Annotated in this window: 17 protein-coding genes and 1 pseudogene; 6 read left to right on the top strand and 12 right to left on the bottom strand. The window is 68.4% G+C overall.

The window, feature by feature from the left end:
• Positions 1–39: 39 nt before the first annotated feature.
• Positions 40–783: a hypothetical protein gene (locus DIE02_RS05590; protein WP_044847917.1), complete on the bottom strand. Its 744-nt coding sequence runs from the start codon at positions 781–783 to the stop codon at positions 40–42.
• A 149-nt stretch (positions 784–932) separates the two neighbouring features.
• On the bottom strand, positions 933–1907 hold the full coding sequence (ftrA, locus tag DIE02_RS05595; protein WP_044847916.1) for a transcriptional regulator FtrA: 975 nt from the start codon (positions 1905–1907) through the stop codon (positions 933–935).
• A 111-nt stretch (positions 1908–2018) separates the two neighbouring features.
• Between ftrA and DIE02_RS05600 the strand changes: the two genes are divergently transcribed.
• Entirely contained in the window at positions 2019–2438 is a 420-nt protein-coding gene (locus DIE02_RS05600) for a rhodanese-like domain-containing protein (protein ID WP_124485317.1), read from the top strand.
• A 90-nt stretch (positions 2439–2528) separates the two neighbouring features.
• Positions 2529–2855, top strand: coding sequence for a superinfection immunity protein (locus DIE02_RS05605; protein ID WP_044847914.1), 327 nt, complete (start codon positions 2529–2531; stop codon positions 2853–2855).
• A gap of 18 nt (positions 2856–2873) precedes the next feature.
• On the opposite strand, the gene DIE02_RS05610 is transcribed toward DIE02_RS05605, so the two are convergent.
• From DIE02_RS05610 to DIE02_RS05640, 7 genes and pseudogenes are all read right to left on the bottom strand, one after another.
• The gene (locus tag DIE02_RS05610) at positions 2874–4040 is read right to left on the bottom strand and encodes a cytochrome P450 (protein ID WP_124485316.1); all 1167 of its coding nucleotides are present in this window, start codon (positions 4038–4040) and stop codon (positions 2874–2876) included.
• A 145-nt stretch (positions 4041–4185) separates the two neighbouring features.
• Positions 4186–4452: a YodC family protein gene (locus DIE02_RS05615; RefSeq protein ID WP_044847912.1), complete on the bottom strand. Its 267-nt coding sequence runs from the start codon at positions 4450–4452 to the stop codon at positions 4186–4188.
• A 23-nt stretch (positions 4453–4475) separates the two neighbouring features.
• The gene (locus DIE02_RS05620; RefSeq protein ID WP_124485315.1) at positions 4476–4715 is read right to left on the bottom strand and encodes a hypothetical protein; all 240 of its coding nucleotides are present in this window, start codon (positions 4713–4715) and stop codon (positions 4476–4478) included.
• Positions 4716–4786: 71 nt separating this feature from the next.
• Positions 4787–5647, bottom strand: coding sequence for an oxaloacetate decarboxylase (locus DIE02_RS05625; protein ID WP_124485314.1), 861 nt, complete (start codon positions 5645–5647; stop codon positions 4787–4789).
• 112 nt (positions 5648–5759) lie between these two features.
• A pseudogene (locus DIE02_RS05630) lies at positions 5760–5873 on the bottom strand (GNAT family N-acetyltransferase); the annotation flags it as partial.
• Between the two features lie 59 nt (positions 5874–5932).
• The gene (locus tag DIE02_RS05635; RefSeq protein ID WP_044847909.1) at positions 5933–6793 is read right to left on the bottom strand and encodes a MurR/RpiR family transcriptional regulator; all 861 of its coding nucleotides are present in this window, start codon (positions 6791–6793) and stop codon (positions 5933–5935) included.
• 63 nt (positions 6794–6856) lie between these two features.
• Positions 6857–7210: a YgiW/YdeI family stress tolerance OB fold protein gene (locus DIE02_RS05640; RefSeq protein ID WP_044847908.1), complete on the bottom strand. Its 354-nt coding sequence runs from the start codon at positions 7208–7210 to the stop codon at positions 6857–6859.
• A 226-nt stretch (positions 7211–7436) separates the two neighbouring features.
• On the opposite strand from DIE02_RS05640, the gene DIE02_RS05645 reads away from it, so the two are divergent.
• From DIE02_RS05645 to DIE02_RS05660, 3 genes are all read left to right on the top strand, one after another.
• The gene (locus tag DIE02_RS05645; RefSeq protein ID WP_044847907.1) at positions 7437–8099 is read left to right on the top strand and encodes a response regulator; all 663 of its coding nucleotides are present in this window, start codon (positions 7437–7439) and stop codon (positions 8097–8099) included.
• Complete coding sequence (locus DIE02_RS05650) at positions 8096–9472, top strand: ATP-binding protein (protein WP_124485313.1); 1377 nt, start codon at positions 8096–8098, stop codon at positions 9470–9472. Before DIE02_RS05645 ends, DIE02_RS05650 begins: the two co-directional genes overlap by 4 nt.
• 859 nt (positions 9473–10331) lie before the next feature.
• Entirely contained in the window at positions 10332–10532 is a 201-nt protein-coding gene (locus tag DIE02_RS05660; RefSeq protein WP_044847905.1) for a membrane protein, read from the top strand.
• Between the two features lie 488 nt (positions 10533–11020).
• Here the strand turns inward: DIE02_RS05660 and blaPEN-bcc are convergent, their stop codons facing one another.
• On the bottom strand, positions 11021–11914 hold the full coding sequence (blaPEN-bcc, locus tag DIE02_RS05665; RefSeq protein ID WP_124485312.1) for a PEN family class A beta-lactamase, Bcc-type: 894 nt from the start codon (positions 11912–11914) through the stop codon (positions 11021–11023).
• Between the two features lie 116 nt (positions 11915–12030).
• Here blaPEN-bcc and penR point away from each other — a divergent pair, with 116 nt between their 5' ends.
• On the top strand, positions 12031–12921 hold the full coding sequence (gene penR / locus DIE02_RS05670) for a beta-lactamase transcriptional regulator PenR (RefSeq protein ID WP_124485311.1): 891 nt from the start codon (positions 12031–12033) through the stop codon (positions 12919–12921).
• Between the two features lie 494 nt (positions 12922–13415).
• On the opposite strand, the gene DIE02_RS05675 is transcribed toward penR, so the two are convergent.
• A complete protein-coding gene (locus tag DIE02_RS05675) occupies positions 13416–13670 on the bottom strand; it encodes a hypothetical protein (protein WP_044847902.1) in 255 nt (84 codons plus the stop codon).
• Between the two features lie 100 nt (positions 13671–13770).
• Positions 13771–15996, bottom strand: a complete 2226-nt coding sequence (locus DIE02_RS05680; protein ID WP_124485310.1) for an amylo-alpha-1,6-glucosidase — start codon at positions 15994–15996, stop codon at positions 13771–13773.
• Between the last annotated feature and the right edge of the window lie 48 nt (positions 15997–16044).

A 16044-nucleotide genomic window follows, 5' to 3' on the forward strand; every position in this document is an offset into this window, starting at 1 on the left:
GGATGCGGCAGGCGTCGCGACGCGCGATGAACCGGCCGGTCATGCCGGCAACTGATTAACCCACGCGGCAAGCTGCGCTTCGCCTTCTTCGTCGAGCTTGCCCTTCAGTTCCCCGTACCACGGCGCGATCGCGTCGGCCGGCTGCGTGGCCTTCAGGATCTCGAGACTGTTCTCGAGGAACGACGAAAAGAACGGAATGCCGCGCATGTAGAGGAAGGTCGAATCGGTGATCCGCACGTGGCCGTACACGTCGCGCACCCACGCGAGATGCGGCAGCGCCTCGCGCAGGTGGCCGCCTTGCATCAGCGCCGAAATGAAGTTCACGCGCGCCGCGACGTCGGACTGCTCGTGCGTATCGTGATTGACCTCGGCGGCCTTCTGCATCCACGCTTCGCCGCGCTCCACTTCGTCGCACATCACCGACGTCGTCGCGAGCTGCACCGCGTTGTGCGCGCTCGGCTCATGGTCGAACAGCGCGAGCCAGTACGGAAACGCTTCCGGGTAACGCTTCATCGCCGAGTATGAAAGCGCGCAGAGGCGCGCCGCATCGGCCAGCCGCTCCGCGTGCGGCGCGGCGGCCGCGATCGCGGCCTCGTGCCGGCCGGCCTGGAATGCCCTCAGCGCGGGCGCGAGTTCCGGCGCGATGTCGGGGCCGCCTTGTTCGTTCGTATCGTCGGATCCTTCCGTTGCTTCCGACGCTCCGCCTGCGTCGTGCGCGGAACGCGCGGGCGCTGCCGCTTCGTCACGCGTTTTCTTTCCGAACAGCTTGCCCAGCAGGCCCATGATGATTGTCCTTGTCGTTGTCGTTGCGAGCGGGAATGGCGGCGCCGCATCTACGGTCGCCGCACGGCGATCGCCATCTTACGCGTGCTCGAAGTCGACAAGAAGCAAACGACGGACTCGTTCCGCCGCTGCGCGGAAAGACGCACCACTCACGCGTCCGTGGACCTCACGCCGCGATCCATCCCGCGCCGGTACGCAGCCGGGCTCGTCGCCGCGACGCGCCGGAAATGCCGGCGCAACGACTCCTCGGAACCGAACCCCGCGCGCGCGGCAATCTGCGCGAGCGACAGCCCGGGATGCGCTTCGAGCATGTCCTTCGCGACGTTCACGCGCTCGCGGATCAGCCACGCGAGCGGCGACATCCCGGTTGCATCCGCGAACTGCCGCTGCAGCGTGCGCGTGCTCATCGCGGCCTGCGCGGCCAGCGACGCGAGCGTGTGCGGCTCGGCCGCGTGCGCGCGCATCCAGTCGATCAGCTTAGCGAGCCGGTCGCTGCCGCCCGGCGCGACCGGGCGCGGCACGAACTGCGCCTGGCCGCCGTCGCGATGCGGCGGCAGCACGAGGCGCTGCGCGACGCGGTTCGCGATCGCACCGCCGTGATCGCGGCGCACGAGATGCAGCAGCATGTCGAGCCCCGCCGCCGAGCCGGCCGACGTGACGATCTGCCCTTCGTCAACATACAGCGCGTCGGGATTCACGCGCAGCGCCGGATAGCGCGCCTGCAGGCGCTCGGCGTAGCGCCAGTGCGTGGTCACGGTGAGCCCGTCGAGCACGCCGGCCGCCGCGAGCACGAACACGCCCGAGCAGATCGAACAGAGCCGCGCGCCGCGGCGATGCGCGGCACGCAGCTTCTTCAGCAGCGGCTCCGGCGGCAGCTCGTCCGGATCGCGCCAGCCGGGAATCACGATGGTGTCCGCGCGATCGAGCATCGCGAGCCGGTACGGCGCGGCGACCGTGATGCCGCCCGCCGCGCGCACGGGCCCGGGCTCGCTCGCGCAGACCGCGAAGCGATACCAGTCGACGCCGAGTTCCGGGCGTTCGAGCGCGAACAGTTCGACCACGCAGCCGAACTCGAAGGTGCAGAGGCGATCGTAGGCGAGCGCGACGACGAGATGATTGTGCATGGCGCGATGTTACCGGAACTTGTCGATCGCGCCACTGCCGCGACGGCCGCCGAACCGCGATACTGCCCTTCATTCCGGCGCATTCCGCGCCGTCCTTCAGGAGCGCCTTTCATGTCATACGTCACCGACGTCCCCGCCGCCGACAGCGCCGCCGCCCTTGCGCACTTCGAAGCATCGCTGCGCTTCGAGACCGATTGCTGGGACGTACACGATGCGCTTGCGTCCGGCGCGCCGGATTTCGTGCTGCTCGACGTCCGGGGGCCGGAGCAGTTTGCCGCCGGCCACGTGCCCGGCGCGCGCAACCTGCCGCACCGCAAGATCGTCGCCGGCAAGCTCGCCGACCATCCGGCCGACACGCTGTTCGTCGTCTACTGCGCGGGCCCGCACTGCAACGGCGCCGCGCGCGCGGCGATCCGGCTCGCGCGCCTCGGCCGCCCGGTGAAGCTGATGATCGGCGGCGTCACGGGCTGGCTCGACGAAGGTTTCGCGTTGAGCAACGAAGTGCAGCCTGAGGGCGTCGCCATGCGCTGATCGTTATTGAAAACGCAACAATCAATTGCCGGCACACGAACGGAAAAAGCGCGACAATCAGCCTCATTGCAGTTCGGACGGAGCAGCAACATGGAACACACAGTCCTGATTCAGGTGGCCGGTTCGGTCGCAGCGATCGCGCTCTATTTTCTTCCGGCCATCGTCGCCGATCGGCGCAGCCGGCACGACAAGCTGACGATCGCGATGTTCAACGCGCTGTTCGCGTGGACGGGCATCGGCTGGCTGATGACGCTGTACTGGGCATGCCAGCCGAACCCGCAGACCGACGTCGCGCAAACCATCCTCGCGAAGCGCCGCGGCATCAGCATGCGGACCTTCTCGACCGGTCTCGTTGAACGCGTGCAACGCCGCGTCGCCGCCCAGCAACAATGGGCCGAGAAGCAAGGTTGCCGCTAGGCAGTCCCGCCTTTCCGCTTACCTCGCCGTGCCGAACTTCGGCATCCTGACATTGGTCGAGGCCCGGTAGTCCCACACCAGCCTGTCGCGCGGCGCGTCACCGCCCGCGCGCAACCACGCCCCGAACGCCCCCGCCGTGACCGCCCGCGCGATCCGCTCGCCCGGACAGCCGTGCGGCCCCGTGCCGAACCCGAAGTTCGGCCCCGGCGCGCGGCCCGGCAGCAGTCGGTGCGGCTCGCGATGCACGGCCGGATCGCGGTTCGCCGCCGCAAGCACGACCAGGATGGCCGCACCGGCATCGACGGTCACGCCGTCGATCGTCGTGCGCGACGCGACGAAGCGGCGCGTGTTCTGCACCGGCGCATCGAATCGGCCGACCTCGGCGACGAATGCGTCGAGGGCGGCCGTATCCGGCATCGCGCGTTCGCCGTCCGTGCCATCCCATGCGACCAGCACGTTGCCGAGCCACGCGGCCGTCGCCTCGCACGTCTGCGACAGCAACCCGACGAGGTTCGCGACCAGCGCGCCGCTCGCGTGCCAGCCCGCGGCGCCGGCCGCCTGCTGAACCGCGGCGACGAGTGAACCGTCCTGCGCATGCGTGCGCGCGACGCGTTCCGTCATGCGGTCGAGCAGTTGCCGCGCGGCTTCGCTCGCGCGGGCCAGCGCGGCGTCGTCCGACAGCGGCGACAGCGCGGCGACGAAGTCGACGACCAGCGCGGCGACATCGTCGAGTTGCGCGCTGTCGAAGCCGAGCAGATCGGCGACCGCGCAAACGGGCACCGTCAGGCACCACGCGTTCAATGCATCGGCGTCATACGGCGCGCGCAGCCGGCTGCCGGCGAGTTGGGCGGCCCGTTCGCGCAACGCGTTCGCATCGATCGGCGCGAACGCCGCGCGCAGCGCCTGCTTCGGCACGTCGTGCCGCAATGCGCCGTCGTTCATGCGCACCAGTTCGCCGAACAGCGCACCTGCCATCGACCCGCGCAACGCGGGCGGTACCGGCGCATCGAGCGGCCTGACGCGGCACGCCGGGTGGCCGAGCACGGCCGTCACGCTCGCCGCCCGGCTCGCGACCCACAGGCCGAGCGAGGCGTCGAACGCAAGCGGCGGCCCGTCGATGAGCGTCGCGTAATACGGGTAGGGATCGCGGTGCGTGACCGCGGCAATCGGATGGGTCGGGTTCATGCGTGCAGTATCGGCGCGCCGGGCCGCCGCATGTTTCGGGTTGACGTGAAATGTCGTGGATGTCGTCGGCATGCCGGCACGGCGGGCCACGGCGATGCGGCAACCTGCGGCCGGCAAGCGGCGCGGTGCCGCGACGGGCGCGTCGTCAGGCTGCCGACCGGTAGCGGTGCCCCTGCATGCGCACGCGGACGCGCCCGGCGGAAATCGCGCGCGGTTCGGGCACTACCGTTTCGTGATGAAACATTTCCTGCCGGAAGTGGCCGCTGTCGTCGAACCACTGGCAGATCAGCCAGTCGGCATCGTCGAACACGACCGGCCCCGCGTAGGTGACGGTCATGCGCGGCCCGCCGGTTTTCAGCGTCACGACATCGCCGACGCGAACGCCACTGCGGTGATTTTCTCGGATTGTCATCGCTCTCTCGATTTTTTATATATTCATTTTCCGGCGGCCCGCTGGCAGGTCATTCGGATATCCGGGAGATTACCAATCCGATAAATAACCGGCAACTCCCGAATACGAAAAAAACAGCGACCGGAAAATCGCAACAATATGCGGCACCGGTTCGCGTGGCGGGCGGCTGACACCAGAACCGGCGTGGCTTGCGTGCCGGTTACGGTCGCACCGCCGGAATACGGAGAATAATCGATGGTTTTCGCGCCGTCATCGAACTTCAAATCGGCAGCAGTTTCGATTGATTACCGTCAATCAGCTTTCGGTTGGAAACGTTCCCACGTTTCACCGGCCCTTATTGTTCGAACTGAACGGGCGAATTGTCTGGCGCCGAAAACCAGCGATTGAGGTCGCGGCCCGGCACCGCCGCCTGCGTGAACGTGAACGTGCCGTCGCGCGCCATTTCCGTCGCGGCGCGCAGGAACGCGCCGAATGCGGCCCGCGCCAGCGCGCCGCCGACGCTGACGCGCTTCACGCCGAGCGCCGCGAGCGTCTCGAGGCTCAGCAACCCGCCCTGCAGCCCCATCACGACGTTGACCGGCGCGCCGACCGCGCGCGTGAGCGCCGCGATCTCGTCGGGATCGGTCACGCCCGGTGCGTACAGCACGTCGGCGCCCGCGTCACGGTACGCGACCAGCCGCGCGATCGTGTCGGCGAGGTCGTGGCGGCCGTGCAGGTAGTTTTCGCAACGCGCGGTCAGCGTGAACGGAAACGGCAGCGCGCGCGCCGCGTCGACCGCCGCCGCGATGCGCTCGACCGCCGCGTCGTACGGATAGATCGGTGCATCGGCGCGGCCGGTCGCATCCTCGATCGAGCCGCCCACCGCGCCGGCGCCGGCCGCCAGGCGGATCGTCTCGGCGACCGTGTCGGGCGCGTCGCCGAAGCCGTTCTCGAGATCGGCGCTGACCGGCAGGCCGCCCGCCGCGACGATCTCCGAGATGTGGGCGAGCATTTCGTCACGGCCGATCGCGTTGTCGGGCCGCCCTCTCGAAAACGCGAAACCGGCACTCGTGGTGGCGAGCGCTTCGAAGCCGGCCATCGCGAGCAGCCGGGCAGACCCGGCATCCCACGGGTTCGGGATGATGAAGGCGCCGGGGCGCGTGTGCAGCGCGCGGAAGGTTTCGGCCTGACGGAACTGCACGTTGGAATCGGACATTGACGTCTCCTCGGAATGGAGACGTCAGCATACGCGCGCGCGGTACCGCGACGGTTCAGGTCGCGATGAAATATCGATGCGGATGTCAGGGCCCGGCGCGCGGCGCGGTGTGCGGCCGGAAGTCGGCCGGGCCGGCCCGGCTTTCGTTGAACCGGACGAGCGGCGCCGCGATCTGCTTGCGGACGTCCGCATCGCCGGCGTCGGTCACGTCGTAGGTGAACGTCATCGGTTACGTCGGATCAAGGAGAAAAACGGGAGGGAAGACAGTCGAAGCCGCGCGTGCGGCTACACGACATACGCGCCCTTCGCATGCAGTTCCGCTTCCGTGCGCTCGAGCGCCGTGATCGCATCGCTGCCTTCGAGCGCCAGCAACTGCGCGACCAGCGCCTCGGCCATCGCATGCGCGGCGACCAGCGACGGAAAGAACGACGGGCTGTCGTGCGTGAAGATCAGCTGCGCGTCCGCATGCAGCGCGATCGGCGACACCGCGCTGTCGGTGATCGCGACGATCCTGCTGCCCTGCGCTTTCGCCGCCTGCGCGACGCGCGTCGCTTCCGCCGAATACGGCGCGAAACTGATGATCACGGTCACGCTCTGCTTCGCGATCGTGCGCAACTCCATCTCGAGCGAGCCGGCGACACCGTTGAGCAACGACACGGTCGGCCGGAACAGCCGGTAGCCGTACACGAAACCGAACGCCACCGGATAGCACGACCGGAACCCCGCGACATGCACGTGCGACGCCTTGCGGATCAGCTTCGCGGCGTCCGCGAGCGCGTGCCCGTTCTGTGCGGCGGTGGCGGCAAGATTGTGCTGCTGTGCGGCGAGCAGGTCGTGCGCGAGCGACGCCTTCGCGTCGGGCCGCACGAGCGAACGCGCACGCTGCGTGAGCGGCTCGGGACGCGTGCGCACGCGCGCGACGCACAGGTCGCGCAGCTCGTTCCAGCCGGGGAAACCGAATTGCTGCGCGAGCCGCACGAGCGATGCGGGTTGAACCTGCGCGCGCTGCGCGACCTTGCGCATCGACGAGGTGGCGACCTCGTCGGGATGATCGAGCAGAAATGCAGCGCCCGCCTGGAATTGCGGGCTCAGTTCGGAAAATTGCGCCCGGATCCGGGACGCGAGTTCATCGAAATTGGCAGCCATCTTGGTGAGAACGGGAACCGGTCGTCCATGGTATCACCGGCCCCGTATGCACCGGTGCACCGGTCAGCGCAGCACTTCCACGTGATCGGCGTCGACCTTCACCTTGCCCGACCACTTGCGCTCGAACTCGCCGGTCAGCTTCACTTCGTTCTTGTCGCTGACGGGCTGGCCGGCCGCCCACAGCTTGTGGTCGATTTCGACGCGGATCGTGCCCGTCGCATCGGCGAACTCGTAGTCCTCGCCGCCGGCATGCTTGACGATGCGCCCCTGCAACTGCACGTGCTGGTCGTCCTTGCCGTTCGCGAGCAGTTCCTTCACGGTCGTCGTGGTCAGCGCGGACGGCCCCGTGTATTGCGCGTAGACGGCGGCGGGCAGCACCGCAAGCGCGACCGCCAGGATTCTCGTCAGGTGTTTCATGATCTCGTTCCTCCATTTTTTCGAGTGCGTCGCGCTCCGTTGAACGCGACGGCCCCAGATTACGGACCGTAAGATTAAGCAAAGCTGAAGACCGTGCGCCGCGGCATGCCGTCGCAACGTTCCAGTGCGCGAACGCACGCAGGCGCCCGTGTTTAAGCTCGGCCTAAGACACCTGCGCTTATCATGGGAACCCCGGGCGCCCGCGCCCGCCAACAGACACGAATCCATGCGCGTACTGCTCGTCGAGGACGATCCGCTGATCGGCAGCGGGCTCGAACAGGGCCTCAAACAGGAAGGCTTCGCGGTCGACTGGGTCAAGGACGGCGACGCCGCGACGCTCGCGCTGCGCTCGACCGGCTACGGCCTGCTGCTGCTCGACCTCGGGCTGCCGAACCGCGACGGCCTGTCGGTGCTCGCGTCGCTGCGCCGCCGCGACGAAACCCTGCCGGCGATCATCATCACCGCGCGCGACGGCGTGCCGGACCGCATCGCCGGCCTCGACAGCGGTGCCGACGACTACCTCGTCAAGCCGTTCGTGCTCGAGGAACTGCTCGCCCGCATTCGTGCGGTCAACCGCCGCCACGCAGGGCGCGCGCAGACGACGCTCGCGATCGGCCCGCTGCGGCTCGATCCGGTCAAGCACCTGGTCTGGCTCAACGACGAAGAAGTCACGCTGTCGCCGAAGGAGTTCGTGCTGCTGCACGAACTGATGCGCGACCCCGGCGCCGTGATCTCGCGCGAACAGTTCGAGGAACGGCTGTACAGCTGGGGCGAGGAAATCGAGAGCAACGCGGTGCAGGTACACATCCACAACCTGCGCAAGAAACTCGGCCACGACATGATCCGCACGGTGCGCGGCGTCGGCTACCGGATCGGTGATGCCGCATGATGCGTCTGCAACACGCGATCGCGCGCTGGCGCAGCGCATCGCTGCGGCGGCGCCTGTTGACGTGGCTGCTGCCGGCCGCGTGCGTGATCGGGCTGGTCGCAAGCGCGGGCACCTACTGGGGCGCGCTGCGCGAACTCGACGATCTCCTCGACGACCAGATGCGCAGCATGTCGAAGCAGATCGTCGTCGGCCCGAACGGCGAACTGTCGTTCCGCAACCATCGCGACGGCAAGCACGAATTCGAGGCAGGCGACCCCGACGCCGTGCTGCTGCAGGTCTGGCGCAACGGCACGCTGGTGTATTCGACCGATCGCAAGTCCGCGCTGCCGCCGCCCGCGCAGACGGGCATCGGCAGCGTCGACGTCGGCGGCCAGCCGTGGCGCACCTACGTGACCGAACGCGGCGGCACGACGATCCGGCTCGCGCAGGCGCGCCATGCGCGCTGGGAAGCGATCGCGGGCATCGCGGTGCACCTGCTGTGGCCGGTGTTCTCGATGCTGCCGGTGCTCGCGATCGGGCTGTGGTTCGGCATCGGCGCGGGGCTGCGGCCGCTGCGCACGATCGCGGCCGGCCTGAAGCGCAGGAATGCGAACAATCTCGAGCCGGTCGACGTCGCGTCGATGCCGAACGAAGTCCGCCCGCTCGCCGAAGCGATCAACGACCTGCTCGCGCGGCTCGACCGTTCGTTCACGCTGCAGCGGCACTTCATCGCCGATGCCGCGCACGAGTTGCGCACGCCGATCATGGGGCTGTCGATCCAGTCGCAATTGCTGCGGCGCGCGTCGACGGCCGACGAACGCGAGCAGATCCTCGCGCAGATCCATGCGGGCACGACACGCCTCGGCCACCTCGCCGAACAATTGCTGACGCTCGCGCGCCTCGAACCCGACGCGCAGGCGTCCGCCGCGGCCTCCGCGCCCGTCGATCTCGCCGCGCTGTGCCGCTCGGTGGTCGCCGATCGCACGCGCGTCGCGGATGCGCACCGCATCGACCTCGGCGCGATCGTGTCGTCGCCGGTGATGGCCGCCGGCAACATCGACACGTTGCGCGTGCTGCTGAACAACCTCGTCGACAACGCGATCCGCTACGCGGGCGTCGGCGCGCGCGTCGACGTGTCCGCGCGTCTCGATGGCGCGACGCCCGTGCTCGAAGTCGCCGACGACGGCCCCGGCATTCCGGAAGCCGAGCGCACGGACGTATGGGAGCGCTTCTATCGCGGCGAAGGCGCGCAGGCGGTCACGTCGTCGGGCAGCGGGCTCGGGCTGTCGATCGTCAAGCGGATCGCCGAACAGCATCGCGCAACCGTCGCGCTCGGCACGACGCAAGGCGGGCGCGGGCTGACCGTGACGGTGCGCTTTCCGGTGCCGGCCTGACACACGCCCGACGGGCGGCTTTTCCACAGATTGTGTTGGCAAGCTTGTGGACAACCGGCCGCCAACGGCAGCAAACCATTGATCCGAAAGGGTTTGGCGCTCGTGCGCAGCGAATGCGCCAACTCGCGTCGAGCAGGCGCTCGCCTCGACGCGACATCGCGTACCGATCCCTTCCCTCCGAGTCGTCGCCGCACTACTTGCAGGGGCGCCCAATGCCACATTTCAAATCGATGGACCCGAACTTCCCGATCCGGCAACAGTTCGGCGTCGACGCGCAACCCGTCGTGCTCCTCAACATCTTCACGGTGGATCCGGCGGACGAGGCGGTTTGCACGATGTGCCGCGCCGCGCGATCGCCACGCGGACTTCTCCACAGAAAATGTTGGCAAGCTTGTGGATATCCTGCGCACCGCAACGCTAAGCCGTTGATCCGACGGACTTTGGCACGCGTGATGCAGACGCGGCGCGCGCCGGGCCGTCACACGCGCCGGTTCGCCGCACTTCGCATCACGATGCCACGTCGATGCCCCAATGATGTGCGATGCGATCGTCGCAGCACTTACCCACAGATTTTGTTGGCAAGCTTGTGGATATCCTGCGCACGCATCGGCTAACCCGTTGATCGGCCAATGATTCATGCGCCGCGTCACCGTTGCGGCAGCACGCGGTTCGCCCGCGCGCGCAGACGGACGATCCGGCGCAACAGCGGCACCCTGCCCGCCGCTTGACGCCCGCACCTGCCACGCGTCACGATCACACGAGCCGCACGCGCCACGCATCGCGAGACTTCACGCAGCGGCACCACGGTGCCGGCCGTTGCGCCCGCATCGGACAACGACACATCATTCCGAGGAAGACCATGGAACACTTCACCGCAGGGCAGTTGATCGTCTCGCTCGTGCTCGTCGCGATCGTCGTCTATCCGTATGTCCGCATCGTTCGGCGTACCGGGCATTCAGGCTGGTGGATCCTGACGATGTTCGTCCCGGTCCTGAACTTCATCATGTTGTGGGTGTTCGCGTTCGCGCGCTGGCCCTCGGTCGACGATCGGCATGGCTGAACATCGGGCGGGCTTGTCCACAGATTGTGTTGGCAAGCATGTGGATAGCCTGCGCATACCGCGATCAAGCGCTTGATCCGTAAGACTTTGTCCGCGCCGCTTCGAATCGGGCACGCGGTCACGCGATGTGCCGTTCGCGCATCGTCACGCGACGCGACGGACCGCATGTCGCGCGCGCCACGCCGCTTGTCCACAGATTTTGTTGGCAAGCGTGTGGATAGCCTGCGCATACCACGCACAAGCGCTTGATCCGAAAGGTTTTGTCCGTGCCGCTTCGAACCGGGCAGGCAAGCCTCACGCACGCCGGCGCCGCGCCCGCTGCGCGATGAACGCGGCCGCGCGCGGGCTTGTCCACAATTTTTGTTGGCAAGGATGTGGATATCCTGAGCATGCGTCATCTAAGTCGTTGATCGCACAACGTTTCGACATGCCGGTCACGACTGCGGCACGGCGTGCATTCATCGATGAACGCACGCCGCGCCGCCCGCTCACGCGAACGTCGCGACCGCGATACGCGCGGCGGCCGCGATCACGTCGTCCTTCGCCTTCGCATCGGCACGCGTCTGCGTGTAATACACGGCGAGCACGATCGGTGCGCGCGACGGCGGCCAGATCACGCCCGCGTCGTTCGTCGTCCCGTAGTCGCCGGTGCCGGTCTTGTCGGCCACCTGCCACCCGGCCGGCACGCCCGCGCGAATCCGCTTGTCGCCGACCTTGTTGCCGCGCAGCCAGGCGACGAGCTGCGCACGCTGCGCGGGCGGCAGCGCGTCGCCGAGCGTGAGCACGCGCAGGCTCGCAGCCATCGCGGCCGGCGTCGTGGTGTCGCGCGGGTCGCCCGGCAACGCGGTGTTCAGTTCGGTCTCCCAGCGATCGAGCCGGAACGTGTCGTCGCCGATCGAACGTGCAAACGCGGTCACCGCCGCCGGCCCGCCGATCAGCTTCATCGCCAGGTTCGCGGCCGAGTTGTCGCTGTACTGGATCGCCGCCTCGCACAACTCGGCGACGGTCATCCCGGCGCCGACATGCTTGCCCGACACCGGCGAGTAGTTCACGAGATCGGACTGCGCAACGGCCACGCGCTGCTGCAGCAGCCCCGGACGCTCGACGCTCTGCGCGAGCACCGCCGCACTCAGCATCGCCTTGAACGTGCTGCAGAACGGGAAGCGCTCGTCCGCGCGATGCTGCACGCGCCGGCCGCCCGCGGTGTCGATCGCGCACACGCCGAGGCGGCCGCCCGCCGCGCGCTCGAGCGCGGCAAACGACGTCGCGGACGAAACGTCCTGCCCGGCAGCCGGCGGCGACGCGCACGCGCTGACGGTCAGGACGAGCGGCGCCGTCGCGGCGGCCAGCAGCAGGGTTCGACGTTGCGATGAGTAGGTCATGGGGTGTCTCTCGTGGTGGAATGGATGCAGAACGGCCGGCCGGCGAGACAGCACTATCGTGACTTTACGGTTGCCTGACAAGCAACGATAATTGAGCGCTGACAAAAGAAATTCTTATGACGAAGCTCCGCCCTCACCTTCCGCTCAATGCGTTGCGCGCGTTCGAATCGTCGGCGCGCCACCTGAACTTCACGCGCGCCGGCCTCGAGCTGAGCGTGACCCAGGCGGCCGTGAGCCAACAGGTGCGCTCGCTCGAGGAGCGGCTCGGCTGTGCGCTGTTCACCCGGTTGCCGCGCGGCCTCGGGCTCACCGACGAAGGGCGCGCGCTGTTGCCGGTGCTCAGCGACGCATTCAGCCGGATCGAAACCGTGCTCAAGCAGTTCGACGGCGGGCGCTTCCACGAAGTGCTGACGCTCGGCGCGGTCGGCACCTTTGCCATAGGCTGGCTAATGCCACGACTGAAGCGCTTCGGCGACACGCACCCGTTCGTCGAGCTGCGGCTGCGGACCCACAACAACGTCGTCGACCTCGCGGCCGAGGGTCTCGATTTCGCGATCCGCTTCGGGGAAGGCAACTGGCCGGCGACGCGCAACGAGCGGCTGCTCGACGCCCCACTCACCGCGCTGTGCGCGCCGGAGATCGCGCGGCGCCTCGCGCGGCCGGCCGATCTCGCGAACGAAACGCTGCTGCGCTCGTACCGCACCGACGAATGGCTCGGCTGGTTCGATGCCGCGCCGCTCGAACCGTGGGCAGTGAACGGGCCCGTGTTCGATTCGTCGCGGCTGATGGTCGAGGCCGCGATGCAGGGCGCCGGCATCGCGCTCGCGCCAGCCTGCATGTTCGCGCGCGAACTGCAGCTCGGCCTGCTCGCGCGGCCGTTCGACATCGACGTGCGCGCGGGCGGCTACTGGCTCACGTCGCTGAAGTCGAAGCCGCTCTCGCCGGCGATGACGCTGTTTCGCGACTGGATCGTCGCGGAGGCGGCCGATACCGCGCCGCTCGAATGATGCGGCCCGGCTTGTCCACAGATTGTGTTGGCAAGGATGTGGATATCCTGGGTACCCGAGGTCTAACCCGTTGATCGCGCACGAATTATCGCGCCGACGCACGCAGCGGGCAGCCCGTGCGCAAAGGCTTCGACGCCGCGGCCGCCGCGCGCCGGATCGTCAACCATCAGGAAGCAATCACGTCAGACTTATCCACAGATTTTGTTGGCAAGCCTGTGGATATTCCACCAATGTGACGCGTAACATCCTGATACAAAAGGGGATTCAGTAGATCGGGCCAGACAGGTCAATGACGCGTCATCGTGTGGGGCCTCGCGGCGGCGCTTGCGCGGCCGGTCGGGGGCCGGCCGGTTCTCCACAGATTGTGTTGGCAAGCTTGTGGATATCCTGCGCACCGGCCGGCTAACTCATTGAGCACACGGGGTTTTGTGCGCGCCGTGCAGGATTGGGCAGCGCCGACGCGGGCCAGGCGGCCGACGCCGGCTGCCGCTTCGTCAATGCCGGTCGAGCCCGCGGCGCAATTCGCTCGCCTTGTCGCGCAGCGCCTCGTACCCGGAGCGCGCATGTTCGGGCAGGTCGGGATCGCCGATCAGCGCGCCGAGCGTTTCGATCAGGCTGAACAGGATGCCCTTCGCCGCGCCAGCCGCGATGCTCTGCGACTCGATCGACTTGTGCAGGTGGTCGACCGCCGCTTCCAGGTTCTCGAGCTTCTTCTGCTCGCCGTCGTCGGGCCGGTTGTCGGTCGTCATCGTAGGTGCCTCCGCCATCGTTCAAGGGTCATGTCACGATTCTATGCCGCTGCGTGCGGACGTGGCACGACATCGCGCAACGTCCGTGCAGCCGCATGCGCTACAGCACCGCGACCACCTTCACCCGCCCCGGCTGCTCCGCCGACGCGATCACCTGGCCGTCGACGCGCCGGAACGTCAGCGATACCGTTTCGTCGCCCACGCGCAGTTCGTCGATGCGCAGCCAGTCGACACCTTCGGGCAGCGCCGGGCGCTCGACCCGCACCTCGTGGCGCGCCGCGTCGACGCTCACGCCGAGACACGCCTGCAGCATCATGAACGGCGCACCGGCCGCCCACGCCTGCGGCAGGCACGCGACCGGATAGGCGGTCGGCGGCTCGCCGCGCCGGCGCGGGAACCCGCAGAACAGCTCCGGCAGCCGCATCTCGAAGCTGACCGCGGCTTCGAACAGCGCGCGCAGCAGGTTCACCGCGGCCGTCTTGTCGCCGTAGCGCGCAAGCCCGCGCGCGATCAGCGCATTGTCGTGCGGCCACACCGAGCCGTTGTGATAGGCCATCGGGTTGAAGCGCGGCTGGCCGGCCGCGAGCGTGCGCACGCCCCAGCCCGTCTGGAACAGCGTCGAGCCGAGCACGCCGGCGACCGCCGCGCCGCGCTCGGCGTCGGGCAGGCCGAACGCGAGCAGATGGCCCGCGTTCGACGCCAGCACGCGGCACAGGTCGCCGTGACCGTCGAGCGCGATCCCGTAGAACTGGCCTTCCGGCATCCAGAACAGCGTCTCGACCTGGTCACGCAGCGCCTTCGCGCGCAGCGCATAGCGTGTCGCGTCGGCCGCGTGGCCGCGCCGGTGCGAGCACATCGACATCGCATCGAGCGCCGCGCACGCATACGCCTGCACTTCGACGAGCGCGATCGGGCCGTCGGGAAAACGGCCGTCCGCATGAAACACCGAATCGTGGCTGTCCTTCCAGCCCTGGTTCGCGAGACCGCGCTCCGACGTGCGCTGGTAGTCGAGCAGCCCGTACGGATTGCGGTCGCACTTGTCGATCACCCACTGCGCGGCGCGCTCGAGCGCGGGCCACAGCTCGTCGATCAGCGCATCGTCGCCGGTGTGTTCGACGTACGCGCCCGCGAGCACGATGAACAGCGGGGTCGTGTCGACGCCGCCGTAATAGAGCGCGAACGGCACCTCTCCCGTCGCGGCCATTTCGCTGCGGCGGAATTCGTGCATGATCTTGCCGGGCTCCGCATCGCGAAACGCGGACGTCTCGCGCGCCTGGTGCTCCGCCAGAAAGCGCAGCACGCCGCGCGCGAGCGACGGCTGCAGCCACAGCATCTGCAGCGACGTGATCACCGCGTCGCGGCCGAACGGCGTCGAGAACCACGGAATGCCCGCATACGGATACGGCCCGGTATCGAGCTGCGTCGTGAGCAGCCCGAGATCCGCGAGCGAGCGGTCGAGCCATGCATCGAACAGCGGATTGCCGGTGTTCACGCGCGCCATCGACTCGCGGCGCGAGCGCATCTCGCGATGCACGCCGACGAGCGCGGTGCGCAGCGCGACGCGCCCGCATCCCGGGCCTTCACCGTCGTGCGCGCGGCCGAGCGTCGCGTCGACGGTCAGGTAGATCGACACGCACGCCTGCGCGGCGATCGTCAGCGTGTAATCGGCACGATCGACCGACAACGCGTCGGGCGCCGGCGAGAAATGCACGGTCACGTTGCGTTCGACCTTGTCGAGGCCGTCGTAGCGCAGCCGCACCGCACCGCCGTCGACGCGCGGCGCAACCACCGTGCCGCGCTTCGGGCGCTGCGTGCCGCGCACTTCGAACATGTCCTTGAAATCCGCCGCGAACGACAGCGACAGCGGCACCTCGGCCTCGCTCGCGCCATAGTTGGTCAGCGTCAGCGCTTCGTACAGCACGTCGCCCGCGAGCACGCGCATCCGTTCGATGTGGATCACGCCCTCGGGCGTCTCGCGACCGCCGAGCGGCGGCAGCGGGCGGTTCGTCAGGTGCGCGGTGAACGACGCGTTGTCCGCGCTCGTCGCGCCCGACAGCAGCGACGGCGCGCGGCCGCCGAACGTCAGGCGCCAGGTCGACAGCACGCGCATGTCGTCGACGAACAGGCCGTCGTCATGGCCGCCGACGTCACCGAGCGCGTCGCTGACGACGAACGCGTCGCCAGATTTCAGGACGTACTGGTTGTTGCGTGCGAGCGCCTGCGGATCGGCTTCGGGCGCGATGAATGCGGGGCCTGTCGCCTGGGTCGGGGGGACGGGCGCGACTTGCGGCGCCTGCGTCGTGGTGGCTTCGGCGTGATTCGGCATCGATGCTCCTGTGTCGAGGCGCAACGCGCGGCGCGCGTCGCGTGTTTC

Origin of the sequence: Burkholderia sp. Bp8991 (assembly GCF_003853795.1) — a bacterium.
In the GTDB taxonomy this organism is placed as follows: Bacteria; Pseudomonadota; Gammaproteobacteria; order Burkholderiales; family Burkholderiaceae; genus Burkholderia.